The following is a 15,370-nucleotide window of genomic DNA, read 5'->3' on the forward strand; positions in this document are numbered from 1 at the left end:
GTGCCGGCTCGGTGCGTGGCATGAAGGGCAGGCATTGTTCATCAGGGGGCGGGCCGTGGCCGTGACGGCGTGAATGACCGCGGTTCCATTCCTCTTTACTTCCTTTGCCGTTGACCCGGAATACCCTGCCTCTTTCCAGGCGTCTCAAAGGTAGGACTGCCGGCCGAGGTGGGCCAGTTGTCACGGCGCTCAATTCGGAAGAGGCGTTGCGCACGGCGCGCAGTCGTGACGGCGAGAGCCGGGATCGCGCCCGTCGGCCGCGAAGCGGTTCCTCCGGTGATCTGTGCCATTCACGGCAAAAGTGCGGGAATTGCGATATGGCCGGTGATGTGGAGGGCGTGGGCGAGGTCGTAGACGCCGGGACCGCCCGACAGGAGGTCTCGGTTGAGCAGGTGTTGCGCGGTGATGAGGTGAGCTCTGACGGTGTTGCGGCTGATCCCGAGGCGGTGGGCGGTCTCCTGCGCGTCGATGCCGGCCTCGATCCACGCCTTCAGCGTCGTGTGCAGGTCGCAGCGATGGGTGTGCTTGTCCAGCGGTTGGAGGAACCCTTCGGCCCATTGGTGAGCGGCTTGTCCGCGTAGTGCCCGGGCGAAGTCGGGCAGGGCCGCCGGCTCCGGGCTGTCGCCGGAGCCGGGACCAGTGATCTTCAGCGCCAGGGACAGTGTGGCGCGGCAACCCACGTCGTCCAGGTCCAGCCCGAGCGCCTCCTCGGCGCGCCTGAGGTGAGCTGTGACGGTGTTGCGGCTGATGCCCAGCAGGTTCGCGACCCCGGAGCGGGGTAACTGCAGGACCAAAGCGAGCACGTCGACGGTCAGCCGGGGGGCCGCGTCCAGCGGAGCGAGCAGGCGGCGGGCCCAGTGGCGGGCCGCCTCGCGCGGCAGGACCTCCTCCAGGGACGGCTCGCCTTGGAAGACCGCCGCCCGGGAGGCGCCGCCGCCGGCGGCGGCCAGGGCGTGCAGGGCCTCCTGGTAGGCCCGCGCCGTCGCGGCCAGAGGGTGGGGTCGGCTGATGCCCAGCAGGTACCGCCGATCGTCCGCCAGGCTTCGCAACAGTCCTGGCAGGCCGCGCCGGTCGGCTCCAGGCTCCTCGTCCTCGTCTTCTCCGGCGAGGCTGATGAGGTGTTCGTCGTAGACCGGGCAGCGCACCATCAGGCCGCGGCCGTGATAGCCCGAGGCGTCCTCATGCGCCCACGCGATGTGATCACGCTCCGCCGGCGGGCACTGCAGGATGCAGACCCGCAGGCGGCTCGCGTTGAGCAGCGGCGGGACGGCGCCGGTGCTGATCCTGCGGGCCAGCGTGACATCACCTGTCAGTAGCGTCATGGCCAAGGCCAGCCGCACCCGGTGGGCCTTGTCCCGGTAGGCCCGGGACGCCTGGGCGGCCTCCCGGGCACGGCACAGGGCCGCGACGATGCCGCCGGCGTGCGAGGCCAGCGACACGGCCGGGCGAGCCAGAGCCGCGGTGCCGGCGATCAGCAGCACCGGGCGTGGTGGCTCAGTGCCGATGGCCTCCAGGTAGATCCGAAGCTCTCCGGCTTCCGTGGCGACTGATGCGATCTTCCCGGTGACCAGGTCTGTGAGCGTCGGTTCCAGCGGTCCCAAGGTTTCTCTGGGAAACCCGGGTGTCGACAGGTCCACCGTTCCCGACCGGTTGATGAGTGCGATTTCCACACAGAGCTGCTGACGTAGCCATGTGACGGCCGCGTCGAGGCGGTCGTCCCGTTCCGGTCTGCGGGCCGCCTGACCGGCTAGACGCAGGAATTCATCGAGATGCCCGTTAGGCATCGATATCTCTCGCGTATCCCCCATGCCCCCGTCCTCTCTCCTTTTGGATTCACTGAGGTTGTTCGCGGGAATTTCTACGTCATTTACCGAGAGGGACGTCCCAAGGAGAACAGGAAATTAGTCTGATTGAGTTATCGCATGCTCCTTGGGAAACACATATGTGACTGAAACGCACCACATGCGTGGCGGGACGCTGTTCCGCTGTACTGCTTGGCCTCGAAGATGTGGGGATGCGTATCAAGATCAACTCTGTGCGGCTGATTTCTGCACGCAGACTCCTCGGAGGTCTGTATGGGGATCGGCTCGGGATGCCGAGTGGGTTGTGACTGTTCGAGGATGTGGGCTGCCGAGCAAGGGCGGCTTTCATGACGCTTTAGCCGCAGTTCACATGGGTCACCCCGCCGCTCACCGTCCGCCGCACATCGCCCTCGTGCGTCGGTCGCGGAGCAGGTAGAGCGGATACCGGCTGCTGCACCATCGTCATCGGGCGCACCCCTCGCCACGGCCGAGATATGGCGCGCGGTCCGTCGATCCATCACCGATCCCTGATCGGGACCGTCCGGACCTGCCCCTGCTGCGGTGCGAAGCCTGGCCGCCATGATCTCGGCGGGTCGCAACACCCACTCGTTTCGACTGCCCGTACACACGGCCGTGAGGCTTTGCGGCATGCCCGGCGGGCGGCGAAAGGACGAAAGGACCAATCGCCAACGCCTTCGGCACCACCCCGGTCGATTGGTCGCCGGACGGCACTAAGATCGTCTACGGGCTGGGCAATGTCCTCTACACCATCAACCCCGACGGCACCGGACAGACCGCCGTGACCAGCGGCAGCAGCGCCGGCCGCTACCTCGGCGACACCGCCACCCGCGTCACCAGCTACTACGGCAGCCTGCCCGGCTGCCTGCTCGGCACCGCCCCCATCTCTTCCGCCACCGGCCTGGTCGACAGCCTTCTGCTCGCCAACTGAATGCGCCCTCCGACGTCCCACCAAGATCGGTGTTTCCGAAGCCGCAGCCCAGGACCGGTCGGCCGCGAGGGTGCGCGGCCTGGCTGCGGCCGGCGTCGCGGCGTGGTCAGCGGCGAGGGAGCAGTCGCCACAGGCGGCCGCAGGCGATGGTTCCGCCGATCCACAGGACGTAGACGAGTGGGCTCCACGCGCCGCCGACGTGGCCGGGGTTTCCCTGGTCGAAGGTGTAGACGATGGGGGACTGCAGGTAGCTGATGCCCTGCCAGGTGTAGGTGCCGGTGGCGTGGGGGTCGGCCGCGGTGATGGCCTGCTCGTAGGCTCCGGCCGCCTCGGAGAGGAAGAAGTTCAGCAGCAGTGGGACGGCGGTGAGGAAGTACGCGGCGGCGACCCACGAGTGCCGCGGGCGCCGTCCGAGTTCGGCTTCGAGGTACTCCTCGGCCAGCCGGCGACTGCCGCCCAGGCGCTTCAGTGCCACCGACGTCCCGATGTCGCGGGACGCTTCGAGCAGGTTGGCGCGGACCTCCCGGCGCTTGGCGACGCGCGAGTGGTGCGGCAGATCGTAGAGTTGCTGGTCCAGCGTCCACACGAGGCGCTCGATGCGGAGGCGGTCGAGTAAGGTCACCGGGTGCGTCATGTCGGCGTCCCTTCCGGGTCGTTGGGGAGTGGTCTGTGCAGGACCGCGTTGACGCCGTCCACGTGCCGGTTCCACATGTCGGTCGCGGCCCGCAGGTATTCGTGGCCGTCCGGGGTCAGCCGGTAGTACTTGCGCGCGGGCCCGCTCGGTGACGGGACGAGCCGCGTGGCCAGCCGCCCCTCCCGCTCCAGCCGGGCCAGCGCCGGATACACCGTGCCTTCCAGTACGTCGGCGAACCCTGTTTCGTGCAGCCGCTGCACCACCTCGTACCCGTAGGACTCCCGCTCGGCGAGCAGCCGCAGCAGCAGCGCCGACAGGACTCCCTTCAGCAATTGCGGGTCATGGCTTGAGGTCACGCTTCTAGAGTGTGTCAGGTACTAGATAAAGTCAAGTAGTGGGGTCCTTCGCTTCGCCGGGTGAGGCGCGCGAGCCGTGCAGGCCGGAAGTGCCGAGTTCGGCTTCGAACCGTCGGGCCGGGCTTCAGGCGGCCGGGCAGAGGATGGCTTCGCCGGCTTTGACCATCGCGGGGATGATGGCGTCGTCGTCGTAGGTGCTCCGCGTGACGGAGATGACGAACTGCCGCCGGCCGTCGTCCGAGAAGAGGGTGAGTGCGATGTAGCCGGGCGCCGAGCCGCCGAACATTTTCAGCTCGTCCATGCACGAGCCCGTGCCCTGTTGCGCGCTGCCACGGGGGCGGCCGGTGAGCACTTCCTGCAGCGACGGCGGCAGCAGCCTGCCCTGGTCCAAGGCCCGCTGGAAGGTGCTGACGTCGCGCGTGGTCGAGACGACGCCGCCGGCGCCGTTGCCCCAGCTGGCGTTGAAGCGGTGCATGTCGCGCAGGGCGCCGGTGGAGTCGGGGTGGTAGCCGTGCCCGTGCGGGCCCTTGATGCCCTCCGGGGGCTTGGTGACCTGGTAGGTGCGGGTCATGCCGAGCGGGCGGAACAGACGCCGATCGAGCTCGTGGGCCAGGGTGTGCCCGGTCACCTTCTCGATGATCATGCCGATGAGCGTGTAGTTGGTGTTGGAGTAGGTGAACGTCTCGCCCGGCTCGCCGGTGCGCGGCAGGCTCCGCGTCATCTTCACGATGTCGATGGGCCGGTAGTAGGTGGTGAAGTCGAAGACGTCGAACGCCGGTTCGGCTGAGCCGCTCCGGGAGAACCAGTCGGGGATGCCGGAGGTGTGCCGGACCAGCTGCTGGACGGTGATCTCGCCGGCTCGTTCCACCAGCCCGTCGGCGGCCACCTCGGGCAGCAGGTCGGCGAGTTCGTCGTCCAGGCCGATCCTGCCCTCCTCGACGAGCCGGAGGAGCACGGTGGCCACCATCATCTTGGTCAGCGAGCCGATGCGGAAGCGGGAGTCCGCAGGGATCGTGCCGCCCTTGCCGTTGAGCAGCCGTGACCCGGCGGTGCCACTGCCGACGGGCTTGCCGTCCACGTACGCGCCGCCGATCGCGCCCACGACGCCGGGCGCCTCGGCGAGCTCCTCCATGGCCTTCTGGACGTCGCCGATCGCGGCGGCGCCGGCGGGTGTCGCGGGTGAGACGGTGGCCAGCAGCAGGACGGCCGCGGTCGCGGCGGCAACGGACATGTGCTTCAAGACGACAACTCCTTCGAGAGGACGAAGAGGATCAGCGCTTGGGAAGTCGCTTTCCATCGACTCCGACCACTGTCGGTCGGCCGTGTCCTCACCTCGTCGGCGCCGTGTCATGGTCGTGTCACGGGACGGTGATCGGGCACGGACGGGGGGCGGGCGGGACGTTCTTGACTCACATCGTCCAGGGCGTATCGTCCGATCAGGAAAGTTTCTTAACGGAAGCGCCATGTACCTTCGAAGCCGGAGGAAGCGCACATGAGAAGACGCTGGGCCGCAGCCGTGTCCGCCACCGCCCTGCTCACCGCGTCCCTGCTGGTGGGCTCCGCATCCCCCGCCCACGCCGCCCCGACGGGCTGCACCGTCTGGCAGGAGGGGTACGTCGTCTCCAGCAGGTGCACGGGCGGCACAGGCACGCAGGCGGTGCACGCGAGCGGCCTGCACGTGAACCCTATGTGGGGGCCGTACTTCATGGACGGCCCTCGGGTGGGGGTTGGCGAGATATCGTCGGTCAACTTCCCGGGCACCGTGCAGTACCGAGGCATCACCTTGTACGACTGACGCGACACCGAGCGGCATGACGACGCCCCCGGCCTCCGGTACGGGCCACCGTTGGTGAAGTAGATCAAAAGCAGCCGCCCCATGATCACGTCTGTGATCGTGGGGCGGCGCTTGTCGTTCTTGCTCGCGGATGGGGTCGCGGGTGTCGCCCCGTTCGACATCGGTGAGGTCGGCGGTGACCTGCTCCCCGTGCAGCCGCCGTTCCTTCCGGGTCCGGATTGGCCGCCCCAGGGCGGTCTCGTGCTCGTTGGCGTCGAGCGCGGATGGGGCGATGGGGGCATGATGGGAGCTGGCCTCTCGATGGGGAGGCGGCGAGCAGCGGCATTGGGAGGTCGCGTGAGCGGCAGGTTCTCGGGAGCGGACTTCTAGGGACCACGCCGGAGAGTCCGGCGGGCCCCGAGAGGTCCGCGATGTCCCGTACAGACAACACCATGCCGCTCCGGATCCAAGAGGAGGACGGCCGTCGCGCCATGTGGACGGCCGGTGGCTCCTACGCCGGTATAGGCGAAGACTGCAACTACGCGGAGCGGCAAGCTCGTCAGCGGGTACGCCTGGCCCTCCTGCGCGGCGAGGAGCCCGAGCCGACCCGTCACCGGCACAGCGTGAAATGGATGTGGTGATGACGGCCGGTAGCTCGGCCGCGCGGCCTGGTACGGCGTGACTGTAGCGGCAGGGAAACCGAACCGGCCGACGACTGGCGTGTACGCGTATCGCCTTGCCGGCTCCGGTGCCGCCCGCGACCCGGGCGAATGCCTGGCTCATCGCCGGACTCGCGACTCTCGGCGACAAGGTCACGCACTCTCGAACCGGCGGCTGCTTGGGACCTGTCTCCGCGAGGACTCGGAGATTGCCTGGATCCGCGTGCACTTCGGCATAGGCGGGTCGTCTCCCGGAGGTATCCGGGAGACGACCCGCCTGGTTGAGGATCTCGGTGCGGCTGGGTGGCCGCATCCGGTCATGTCGGTGATATGCGGGGTTTGTTGGGCAAGCCGCCACGGACCGTTGCGCAGGAGGGGCTCTACCGGGACACCCGGGGCTGCTGTCATGGCTGCGCAGAGGCGGAAAGAGACGGACGAGAGAGAGGACTCGGTATGCGGGCGTCGCCCTTCATCTGCCGTAAGGCCGCGCTGGTGTTGATGGGAACGACGCTGGTGGGCGGGCTGTTATCCACGGCACCGTCAGCCAGCGCCTTGGCCTGGAACTGCCGGAAGGTCATAGCGCAAGACGTGCGGTGGTTCGCGTCTTCCACCGGGACCACGACCAACCCTCCGCATAGCTTGTCCTACGGCCACCGGTTCAAGAGCTTCGGCGTCTCCAATGGCCGGTACAGCGCGCAGATCATCACGCCTTACGCGGCGGCGGGCTGGGTGACCGCCGACAGCCAGTACGTGACGCAGGTCAGTGACTCCGAGTGCAACTGGTGATCACCGTCCGTCTGCCCTGCCGCTCGCGGTCGTAGGCCAGGACGGGCCGTGGGCGCACGCCGCGATGGTGGGCGCTGTCACTGCGCGGCTGCCTGAGGGGCTCGCGGAACATCGGCCCCGGCCTCTCATGGAGGACCGGGGCCGACGCGCGTCGCAGTTCCGCTCGGGAGATTCCGGCGGACGGTTGATGTTCCCCGATCTCGCGCCGATGGGCGTTGTCAGGCGTGCCCTGCCGGGTAGGCAGCATGAGCGGCATGCGGGGCCGCTGGGCGAAGGGGGAGCGGGATGGGTGAGGGGCAGGTCATTTCCGCTGTCGGGGGAGGGCTGGCTGCCGTCGGCAAGGCAGCCGCGCGGCTGAGGCGGGGGCGGCCGTTGCATCCGAACGGTCTCGTCCTGCGGGCCACGCTGCGGCTGCAGGGGTGCTCCAGGCCGTTGGGCGCCGCCTTTCTGGATGAGCCGGCGACGCTGACGGGGCTGGCCCGTCTGTCTCGCGCGGCCGGTTTCCCGTCTCCGCTGCCGGACATCCTCGGTCTGGCCGTGCGCTGGCCCGTGGACGCTTCTCAGACGGCCGGCCGTGCCGACGGCGATGTGTGCGACCTGCTCCTGGCCACCACGGGGCACACGGTCCTCGGACGGCGGTTGCTGCGCCCGGCGAGGCGATGGGCGCCCGGTCTGTACGGTTCGGTGTTGCCGTACGCGGCCGGTCCGCGAAGGGTGTTGCTGGGCGCGATCGCACGATCCTCGTGGTCGGCGCCCGCGAACCTCGACGCGCTCGCGCGGAGGGTGGAAGAGGGGCCGCTGCCGTTCGACTTGATCGTGGCGCCCCTGCTGGGGCCGTGGCAGCGGTTCGGCCTGCTGGACCTGACCGGGCCGGCGTTGCCGGACTCCGCCGAGCCGATACGGTTCGACCCGGTCCGGCACCCCATTCCCGGGCTCGAACCGGCCGGTGTGTTCCAGCGGCTACGTGAACCGGTCTACGAGGCCGCCCAGCAGGTACCTGACCGCGGAGAGGCTCCTTCCTCACATACCACGGCGCGCGGGCGTCGGTAGGAGAGCCGGCGTCGAGGGGGAGAGAACGCGCGAGGTCAGCGGGCTGAGGTTCGGCCGTGCCGGTGGTGGGCGGTGGACTTTCGGGGGGTGAACTGGGACAGGTCGTGGATGTGCAGGGCCTTTTCTATGTCGGCGACCCGGTGGACGACGGCGGTGAAGCCGCGTTGGCCGAAACGGCGGTGTTCCTCGGCCTCGAAGACCTCGCCCAGGCGGGCGAACTCCCTGGCGGGCGTCACCTTGCGGAAGACGGGGAACACGCCGGTGTCTTCCCGTGCCTCGTGGGGCTCGTACATGCGGATGAAGGCGGCCATGTCGGAGACCAAGGCGTGGCGCTGCCGGGCCGAGGCCCTGGAATGGCGGGTGCCGGCGAGGATGCGGGCGGTCACCTCGCGTCCCCGCTTGTGCTGCACTTCCAGGACCGAGACCGTGTGACGGAGCCTGCCGGCCTCGCGCAGGCGCGGGAAGACGTACTTCTCTTCCAGGTACTCGTGGTAGCGCTCGATGAAGTCGCGGATGATGCGGGCCGCGTCATGCAACGGCTGGGCGGGCACCTGCTCGCCGCGCTGGATCCGCCGGATCCCCTCCCGGTACACCAGCAGGATGCTCTTCAGCACCCCGTGCTCCCGCATGAGATCCTCCGGAGGAGTCACCCCCGGCTTGCGCCCATGCCCGTCGGCCTGCGAAGGGGACACCGCCGCGAGAGCCGGGGCGCCGGATTCGAGGGAGACGGCGAGGGGCGCCGCGCCGGCCAGGGCGACGGTGGACAGGCTTAGCAGGTCACGGCGGCTCACCGCCGACGAGTGATGATCTTCCACAGTATCTCCGTTTTGCCCGGTTATCCGGTTTCACCGCACGCACCCGCGTGTGCACGGGAGAGGTCCCCCGCCCCGCCCTGCCCCATGCCGACACGTGGGTAAATGCCTGGCCTTGCCGCTCGCGCCGACGCCCCGCCGCTGGAAGTTACGGGGGGCATCTCGGGCATGAGGTCGCCCGGGTTCGAGGGGCGCGATGGCGGCTGAGTGATTTGGGTGGTTCTCGAACGACTCCGGCGGCGGCGCGAGAATCCACTTCATCTACCAGGTGAACCATGTCCCGAGACACACGGTCGTGGCGATCGCCCGCGAAATGCGCTCACTCATCCGAGGCATGAGCTGACAGACCGAATCCCCAGAGAACCAGTGAACCGCCGACTCCAGAAACACTCCCCGAATCTGAGGAACTGAGAGGATCCGGTCATGAGTGCCTTATGGCGGGCTGTGCTTGTGGGAGCCGCGATCGGGGTGGGGGAACTTCTGGTCTACCTCAATGGTCCGGAAGACGACTGGACGAAGACGGTTACGTTGTTCTTCGCCCCTTTCCCGATGGGGCTGGCGCTGGGGTGGCTGGTCAGGTTGCCGCGCTGGTGGGCGGTGGCGATTCTGGCGCCGTTCGTCAACACGGCGTTCCTCGTTCTCGTGTTCGACGGTCAGACGCTCTTCTACATCGAGGACCTCGGCATGAAGCCGATGATCCTCACCTTCGTGGGTATCGGAGTATGCGGCCATGCCGCGGCGGCCGCGGTCGTCGTCGAGGGTGATCGGACTCTCCGCGTGTCTGTGGTGGGTGCGGTGCTCGTCGGATCCGTCGCCACGTCGTGGAGCCGGGACGCGATAGCCGAGGCGGCGCGTGCGCGGAGGCTGACCTATGCCGGTGTGCCGCTCATCGCGCCTGCCCTGCGGGACTATCGGCTCACGGATCTCGATGAATGGTTCGACGGAGTGCTGGTGGGGCCACCGTCGTTCGGACTCGCCTACGAGCACGTACGCGACCGCTCCGAGATAGATGTCTATGTCATGTCGGCGACGGCGGCCTCGCCGCAGGCCTCGTGCGCCGAACCTGTTCCGGATGTGACCAACAGACCCGACGTGACCGGCACTTGCCGGCAGGTGTCACCGGATGTCTGGGTGCGCCGGGAGGCCGTCTCGATAAGAGTTTTCGCCAGGCACGGTGATGCCCTGCTACAGATCGCGAGCGACAACACCCCCGAAGCCGACCTGCTCGCCGTGCTGCCGACGATCCGGCCTACCACCGCGGAAGAACTGGCCGCGGTCGGCGAGATCTGAGACGCGCGCCCAGGCAACTCGTAGTCAGCGTCGCCGCGATGGCCGTAACACTCGTGAGCGGCTCACCCGTCCTGGTCGGTCGACTGGCTCACTCCCAGACAGGCCACGATCTGTGCGGCGTCCGGCGCGAGGAACAGGTGAAAGTGGTAGTCGCGTCGTGCGCTCCTGGCGTAGCCGAGGAGGACGTCCGTCAGTGCGCATGACTCCAGGCGGGAGACGGCGTCGGTGAACCCCAAGGACGGAATTCGCTCGCTTCTGTTGAGACGCTCGCGACGACGATAGACGCGTACGAGATGGTCGACGGGGACAGCGCCGTTCCATATCTCGAAGTCGCCGCCCGCGAGGATGGCAGCGCGGCATGCCGCATCGGCTTCGCCTGGGTACACCAGGAGTTCCGCGAGTGCGTGCCGGTCCACGGCGACATGGTCCCACGGCGGTGCCGTCCGCCTTGTTCACGCCCGGCGCGGAAATCTCTTCATCATGGAGAACGCCCCGTGCCTGTGGTTCGGCTACGGGGCGTGCTCGGGGGAGGGGGTCAGTTGCCCAGGACCAGCATGATGGGGGCGCTGATCTGGTTGGAGTTGAAGTCCATGCGCTGGCGGCGGCCTATTTGGACGCCGTAGGACTTCTCCTCGGCGGAGACGCCCGGGACCTGGAAGATGAAGACGCAGTCCATCTGGCCCTGGACGGTGCCGATCGTGAGGGCGCCACGGGCGATGGTCTTGCCGTAGGAGTTGGTCACGACGACCGGGGTGCCCTCCTTGATATCGGTGTTGGGGCCGCTCTTGACGCTGCAGTTCTGGCCGTTGCTGATGTTGATGATGTTCGGGTCGCCCTTGACGGTGATCTCGCCGCCCACGTTGACCACCGCGTACGTCGGCGACGGCGACGCGGAGGCGGTGGTGACGCCGACGCCGTTCATGGAGGCGACGAAGTAGCCGCCCGCGCCCAGCAGCACCACGGGCAGGCCGACCGCGAGGAGCCAGAACATCGGGCCGCGCTTGCGCTTGGAGGCGCCGTCCGTGGCGGTGTCGTCCTGGTTCGGCTTGTCGTACAGGGACGAGCTGTAGAGCGATTGGCCGTAGTGGGACGCCGGGCCGTAGAGGGCGGGGCCCTGGGCGGACTGATCCTGGGACGACTGGTCCTGGGCGGGCCAGCCGAAGGCGGACGGGTTCTCGGCCGGCCCGCCGAACGGGGACGGAGTCTCGGCCGGGCCGCCGAACGGGGACGGAGTCTCGGCCGGGCCGCCGAACGGGGACTGGGGCTCGGCCGGGCCGCCGAAGCTCTCGGCCGATCGGCCGTAGGGCGACTGGGGCTCCGAGGTGCGGCCGTACGAGGACTGGCCCTGCGACGGCTGCCCGTAGTCCTCGGCGGGCCAGCCGTAGGGGGACTGGCCCTGGGAGGGCTGCCCGTAGGGAGGCTGTTCCTGGGACGAGCGGCCGTAGGGAGATTGGTTGTCGGGCGGCATCCCATAAGGCGATTGGGTATGGGACGGCTGCCCGTAAGGGCTCTCGGACGGCTGGCCGTAAGGGGACTGGTTGTCCGCGGACTGGCCGTATGGAGATTGGCCGTGGGAAGGCCGGGCGTACGGGGACTCACTCTGGGATGGCTCACCGTACGGGGACTGGTTTTCCGGGGAAACGTCGTAGGGGGATTGGCGGGGGCCGTTCTGGTACGCCATCGTTGGTCTCCGTGGTGGGCCGAGATTGGTGCCGTAAAGACAAGCAGCACACCTTAGCCCGGATCCTCCCCGCGCAGGACGCGATCGGGTCGTTAATAGGTCACGGGACGATATCTTGGCGGTCACCTGCGCTTCATGGGGCCGGAGACCGCCGCGTGGGGTCTGGACGGGTCCGCGCGGGCCGGTTCCGGCCTGTCGGCCGGCATGTCGCGCGGGCGTGCTCAGTGACATCACGTGCGGCGACAATTCGATTACTCATGGGAATCGAATTGCTCCGTCCCGGCCGGTCACGGTGAGATGGGCGGTGCTCGCGCGAAGGCCGGCGGTCGCCGATACTTTCCAATTGTGACGGGGGACTTGATGCGGGTCGCGTACGCCACGGCGCCGGGAACTCCCGGGCGCCGTAATGAGGATTTCGTCATCGCGGGTCCCGACTGGGTCGTGGTCCTCGACGGCGCCACCGCGCCCGCGGGCGTGGAATCCGGCTGCGTTCACGACGTGCCGTGGCTGGTGGCGCGGCTGGCCGCCGCCCTGGCCCGTGGTCTCGTGCTCGACCGCGGCGCGAGCCTGCAGGACATCCTCGGCGGGGCGATCGGCGCGACGATGAAGGCGCACGTCGACACGTGTGACCTGGCGAACCCCGATTCCCCGTCGTCCACCGTCGCGATGCTCCGCCGGCGCGGGGAGAGCGTCGACTATCTGGTGCTCTGCGATTCGCCGGTCGTACTGGCGACCGGGGACGGCGGCGTCGAGGTGGTCCACGACGACAGGACCGAACACCTGCCCGGCGGCCGGCCGTACAGTTTCGAACTGGTCCGGTCGACGCGTAACCGGCCGGGCGGGTTCTGGGTCGCCTCCACCGATCCGGGCGCCGCGCACGAGGCGCTGACCGGGTCGGTCGCGGCGTCGGACCTCGACGGGGCGCTCGTGCTCACCGACGGCGTGACACGGCTGGTGGAGTGGTTCGGGTATTCGTGGGAGACGCTGCGCCGCGTCGCCGAGGAGCAAGGCCCCGCCCGCCTGATTTCCCTGGTGAGGGAGGAGGAAGGGAAGACCGTCGTCCCGCGCCCGGGGAAACCTCACGATGACGCGACGGCGGCGTGGGTCTCGTTCGCGGAGTAGCGCGCCACGCCCGGCCCGGACGCGGGATTTCCCCCACGGTGGCCGTGCGCCGTGCGCGCCGGTGTCCGCTCGATACCGTGCTGCCCCGCCGGGATGTAGCGTGCCGGGTGAGGGAGGTCGGACGACGCATGACAGACAAGCCGCCCACCACGATAGGCGCGTGCTACGCGTGCAAACGCGGGTTCGCCTACGACCCGCAGACGGTCACCCTGTTCCCCGTCGATCCCGAGACCGGGCTGCCCCCGGGGATGACGGTGCTGGGCTCGACGCGGGAGCCGTCCCCGGAGGCGCTGGCCAGGGCCGTGCGCAAGCCCGTGTGCCCGGACTGCGTCCGCAGGGCCGAGCAGTTCAAGGAGGCCTCAGAACGGGTGGCCGACCCGTCGGCGGGCTGGAAGTCCTGGCCCCCGGGCGGCGACGGCTGATCTCGGCGGGCCTCTCCGAGCCGGATGTCGGGATGCGCCTGGTTTGGGTAGGACACGCGTGACGGGCTCCACGACGTCGAAAGGATCACGATGGGCGCTCCTGAGGATGTGCTCGCCCACATCCCCCCGGGCGCGGACCTGATCGTCCCGAATGCCGCGGGCGAGCCGGTCACGCTGCTCGACACCCTGGAGGCGCACGCCGGCCGTCTGGAAGGGGTGCGGATCCACCGGATGGATCCCCGCCGCGAGCGCGCCTACATCCGCGGCGAGTTCGGGGACCGGCTGCGGCACGTGGACTACTTCCTCGGGCCCGGGTCCCGGCGGGCGTACTGGGACGGCGGCTGCGACCTGGTGCCGGTCCACTTCAGCGAGGCCGCGATGCTCATGCGCGCCACCACCAAGTGCACGCTGGCGATCGCGACGGTCAGCCCTCCCGACCGGCACGGGTACGTGAGCATGGGCACCAACGCCGACTACACCGCCTCGTTCATCGGCGACATCCCGTTCTTCGTCGAGGTGAACCCCAACATGCCGTACACCTCCGGGGAGAACCAGATCAAGCTCGCCGACGTCGCGGGCTGGTGCCGTTCCGAGGCGCCGCTGCCCGAACTGGAGCGCACACGGCCGGACGAGCGGGACACGGCGATCGCCGCCTACATCGCCGAGCGCGTCCCGGACGGCGCGTGCCTGCAGATCGGGGTCGGCCGCGTGCCGAGCGCGCTGCCCGCCGCCCTGTCGGGCCACCGCGACCTCGGCGTGCACACCGAGGTGCTGTCCGACGGCATCATGGAGCTGGTCGAGAAGGGCGTGGTCACCGGCGCGCGCAAGCGCCACTTCCGCAACAAGCACGTCGCGACGTTCGCGGTCGGCACCCGCCGCCTGTACGACTGGCTGGACCACAACGGCGCCGTCGCGATGATGCCGGCGGCCTGGGTGAACAGCCCGCGGACGGTCGCGCGCGAGCCCGGCACGGTGTCGGTCAACGCCACCAGCGAGGTGGACCTGCTGGGACAGGCCGCCAGCGAGACGATCGCGGGACGCTACTGGTCGGGGTCCGGCGGGCAGAGCGACTTCGCGCGCGGCGCCATGTACTCCGAGGGCGGCCAGGGGTTCCTGGTCCTGCACGCGACGACCGGCGACGGGAGGAGCCGCGTCAACCTGAGGCTGACCCCGGGCAGCGTCGTCACCACGCTGAAGAACACGGTGGACAACGTCGTGACCGAGTACGGCGTCGCCGAGCTGCGCGGCCGGACGATGGCCGAGCGGGCCGCGGCGCTCATCAGGATCGCCCACCCCGGCCACAGGGACCGCCTGCGCCACGAGGCCCGCCACGCGGGACTGATGACCTGACGCCACGCGGGACGTCTCGCGCCGGCGACGGGCGGACGCGCCCGCCCGCCGGAGACCGGGAGGACTAAGCCTCCGCGAGGACGTCCCGGGCCTTCATCAGGGCGAACCCGAGCAGGTTCAGCCCCTGCCATCGCTCCGCCGAGGCGGCGCGTTCGTCGGAGGCCGTCAGGCCGATGCCCCAGACGCGGTCGTGGGGGCTGGCCTCGACGAGGACGTGGTCGCGCGTGGCCAGCAGGTATTCCGCGAGCTCGGGGCGGGCGCCGAACTTGGCGACGTTGCCCCGGACCACGATGGCGAACCGGTGCGCCGCCCACGTCTCCTCGGAGAAGCCGCGGACGGCGCGGCCGAGGGCCTTGGCCTCGCCGGGGTGCGCCGCGGCGAGGATCGCGGACGCGGTCTCGTCGTCGCCGGACAGCCACGCCTTGTGGGCCATCATGTAGTGCTCCGCGGACCGGTACAGGCGCCCGTCCTCGGTGAACTCGACCGGCCACCACTGGCTCAGGGCGCCGGGGCCGATCTGTCCGTCGCGCCGTGGGCGGTGTCCCCAGAAGTACAGGTAGCGAGGGCGCATACCGGAACGCTCGGCGGCGACGGCCTCGGCGACCGAATACGGGTGATCATGGAGCGTGGGCATCGTCCTAGGGTGACATGTCCGGACGAGGGGTCGCCATCGCTTATTGGGT

The 15,370-nt window shown here is 69.3% G+C and carries 17 protein-coding genes; 9 read left to right on the forward strand and 8 right to left on the reverse strand.

All coding sequences use genetic code 11. The features are described 5' to 3' along the window. Nucleotides 1–290: 290 nt before the first annotated feature. Entirely contained in the window at nt 291–1,601 is a 1,311-nt protein-coding gene (locus BJ982_RS19445) for a helix-turn-helix domain-containing protein (protein ID WP_203959443.1), read from the reverse strand. Between the two features lie 1,000 nt (nt 1,602–2,601). On the opposite strand from BJ982_RS19445, the gene BJ982_RS19450 reads away from it, so the two are divergent. Next, on the forward strand, nt 2,602–2,751 hold the full coding sequence (locus BJ982_RS19450; RefSeq protein ID WP_184882058.1) for a hypothetical protein: 150 nt from the start codon (nt 2,602–2,604) through the stop codon (nt 2,749–2,751). Between the two features lie 106 nt (nt 2,752–2,857). Here the strand turns inward: BJ982_RS19450 and BJ982_RS19455 are convergent, their stop codons facing one another. The 3 genes from BJ982_RS19455 to BJ982_RS19465 form a co-directional block, all read right to left on the reverse strand. Then, nucleotides 2,858–3,385 carry a hypothetical protein gene (locus BJ982_RS19455; protein WP_184882060.1) on the reverse strand — a complete coding sequence of 176 codons (528 nt, stop codon included), beginning with the start codon at nt 3,383–3,385 and terminating at the stop codon, nt 2,858–2,860. Continuing rightward, nucleotides 3,382–3,741 carry a PadR family transcriptional regulator gene (locus BJ982_RS19460; protein WP_184882062.1) on the reverse strand — a complete coding sequence of 120 codons (360 nt, stop codon included), beginning with the start codon at nt 3,739–3,741 and terminating at the stop codon, nt 3,382–3,384. Before BJ982_RS19460 ends, BJ982_RS19455 begins: the two co-directional genes overlap by 4 nt. Before the next feature lie 124 nt (nt 3,742–3,865). Continuing rightward, a complete protein-coding gene (locus tag BJ982_RS19465) occupies nt 3,866–4,972 on the reverse strand; it encodes a serine hydrolase domain-containing protein (protein ID WP_239123707.1) in 1,107 nt (368 codons plus the stop codon). A 261-nt stretch (nt 4,973–5,233) separates the two neighbouring features. Here BJ982_RS19465 and BJ982_RS19470 point away from each other — a divergent pair, with 261 nt between their 5' ends. The 4 genes from BJ982_RS19470 to BJ982_RS19485 all read left to right on the forward strand — a co-directional run bounded on the left by BJ982_RS19470 (nt 5,234) and on the right by BJ982_RS19485 (nt 8,010). Further along, entirely contained in the window at nt 5,234–5,536 is a 303-nt protein-coding gene (locus BJ982_RS19470) for a hypothetical protein (protein ID WP_184882066.1), read from the forward strand. A gap of 431 nt (nt 5,537–5,967) precedes the next feature. Next, nucleotides 5,968–6,156, forward strand: coding sequence for a hypothetical protein (locus BJ982_RS19475; protein WP_184882068.1), 189 nt, complete (start codon nt 5,968–5,970; stop codon nt 6,154–6,156). A gap of 471 nt (nt 6,157–6,627) precedes the next feature. Further along, a complete protein-coding gene (locus tag BJ982_RS19480; RefSeq protein ID WP_184882070.1) occupies nt 6,628–6,960 on the forward strand; it encodes a hypothetical protein in 333 nt (110 codons plus the stop codon). Nucleotides 6,961–7,245: 285 nt separating this feature from the next. Further along, on the forward strand, nt 7,246–8,010 hold the full coding sequence (locus tag BJ982_RS19485) for a hypothetical protein (RefSeq protein ID WP_203959441.1): 765 nt from the start codon (nt 7,246–7,248) through the stop codon (nt 8,008–8,010). Between the two features lie 35 nt (nt 8,011–8,045). On the opposite strand, the gene BJ982_RS19490 is transcribed toward BJ982_RS19485, so the two are convergent. Beyond that, a complete protein-coding gene (locus tag BJ982_RS19490) occupies nt 8,046–8,825 on the reverse strand; it encodes a hemerythrin domain-containing protein (RefSeq protein ID WP_184882073.1) in 780 nt (259 codons plus the stop codon). 420 nt (nt 8,826–9,245) lie between these two features. Here BJ982_RS19490 and BJ982_RS19495 point away from each other — a divergent pair, with 420 nt between their 5' ends. Then, a complete protein-coding gene (locus BJ982_RS19495) occupies nt 9,246–10,112 on the forward strand; it encodes a hypothetical protein (protein WP_184882075.1) in 867 nt (288 codons plus the stop codon). A gap of 62 nt (nt 10,113–10,174) precedes the next feature. On the opposite strand, the gene BJ982_RS19500 is transcribed toward BJ982_RS19495, so the two are convergent. Continuing rightward, a complete protein-coding gene (locus BJ982_RS19500; protein ID WP_184882077.1) occupies nt 10,175–10,528 on the reverse strand; it encodes a hypothetical protein in 354 nt (117 codons plus the stop codon). Between the two features lie 119 nt (nt 10,529–10,647). Then, on the reverse strand, nt 10,648–11,580 hold the full coding sequence (locus BJ982_RS19505) for a chromosomal replication initiator protein DnaA (RefSeq protein ID WP_184882079.1): 933 nt from the start codon (nt 11,578–11,580) through the stop codon (nt 10,648–10,650). Nucleotides 11,581–12,138: 558 nt separating this feature from the next. Between BJ982_RS19505 and BJ982_RS19510 the strand changes: the two genes are divergently transcribed. The 3 genes from BJ982_RS19510 (at nt 12,139) to BJ982_RS19520 (ending at nt 14,687) form a co-directional block, all read left to right on the forward strand. Next, nucleotides 12,139–12,915 carry a protein phosphatase 2C domain-containing protein gene (locus tag BJ982_RS19510; protein ID WP_307784664.1) on the forward strand — a complete coding sequence of 259 codons (777 nt, stop codon included), beginning with the start codon at nt 12,139–12,141 and terminating at the stop codon, nt 12,913–12,915. 128 nt (nt 12,916–13,043) lie between these two features. Next, nucleotides 13,044–13,337, forward strand: coding sequence for a hypothetical protein (locus BJ982_RS19515; RefSeq protein WP_184882081.1), 294 nt, complete (start codon nt 13,044–13,046; stop codon nt 13,335–13,337). 90 nt (nt 13,338–13,427) lie between these two features. Next, on the forward strand, nt 13,428–14,687 hold the full coding sequence (locus tag BJ982_RS19520; RefSeq protein WP_184882083.1) for an acetyl-CoA hydrolase/transferase family protein: 1,260 nt from the start codon (nt 13,428–13,430) through the stop codon (nt 14,685–14,687). A 64-nt stretch (nt 14,688–14,751) separates the two neighbouring features. On the opposite strand, the gene ybiA is transcribed toward BJ982_RS19520, so the two are convergent. Next, nucleotides 14,752–15,321, reverse strand: coding sequence for a riboflavin biosynthesis intermediates N-glycosidase (gene ybiA, locus BJ982_RS19525; RefSeq protein WP_184882085.1), 570 nt, complete (start codon nt 15,319–15,321; stop codon nt 14,752–14,754). Between the last annotated feature and the right edge of the window lie 49 nt (nt 15,322–15,370).

This window comes from Sphaerisporangium siamense, assembly GCF_014205275.1.
GTDB classification, from domain to species: domain Bacteria; phylum Actinomycetota; class Actinomycetes; order Streptosporangiales; family Streptosporangiaceae; genus Sphaerisporangium; species Sphaerisporangium siamense.

Excerpts from the sequence above, each read along its gene's own strand:
- BJ982_RS19455 (WP_184882060.1), bottom strand. The coding sequence starts at position 3,385 with ATGACGCACCCGGTGACCTTACTCGACCGCCTCCGCATCGAGCGCCTC.
- BJ982_RS19465 (WP_239123707.1), bottom strand. The coding sequence starts at position 4,972 with ATGTCCGTTGCCGCCGCGACCGCGGCCGTCCTGCTGCTGGCCACCGTC.
- BJ982_RS19470 (WP_184882066.1), top strand. The coding sequence starts at position 5,234 with ATGAGAAGACGCTGGGCCGCAGCCGTGTCCGCCACCGCCCTGCTCACC.
- BJ982_RS19475 (WP_184882068.1), top strand. The coding sequence starts at position 5,968 with ATGCCGCTCCGGATCCAAGAGGAGGACGGCCGTCGCGCCATGTGGACG.
- BJ982_RS19480 (WP_184882070.1), top strand. The coding sequence starts at position 6,628 with ATGCGGGCGTCGCCCTTCATCTGCCGTAAGGCCGCGCTGGTGTTGATG.
- BJ982_RS19485 (WP_203959441.1), top strand. The coding sequence starts at position 7,246 with ATGGGTGAGGGGCAGGTCATTTCCGCTGTCGGGGGAGGGCTGGCTGCC.
- BJ982_RS19495 (WP_184882075.1), top strand. The coding sequence starts at position 9,246 with ATGAGTGCCTTATGGCGGGCTGTGCTTGTGGGAGCCGCGATCGGGGTG.
- BJ982_RS19505 (WP_184882079.1), bottom strand. The coding sequence starts at position 11,580 with ATGCCGCCCGACAACCAATCTCCCTACGGCCGCTCGTCCCAGGAACAG.
- BJ982_RS19515 (WP_184882081.1), top strand. The coding sequence starts at position 13,044 with ATGACAGACAAGCCGCCCACCACGATAGGCGCGTGCTACGCGTGCAAA.
- BJ982_RS19520 (WP_184882083.1), top strand. The coding sequence starts at position 13,428 with ATGGGCGCTCCTGAGGATGTGCTCGCCCACATCCCCCCGGGCGCGGAC.
- ybiA (WP_184882085.1), bottom strand. The coding sequence starts at position 15,321 with ATGCCCACGCTCCATGATCACCCGTATTCGGTCGCCGAGGCCGTCGCC.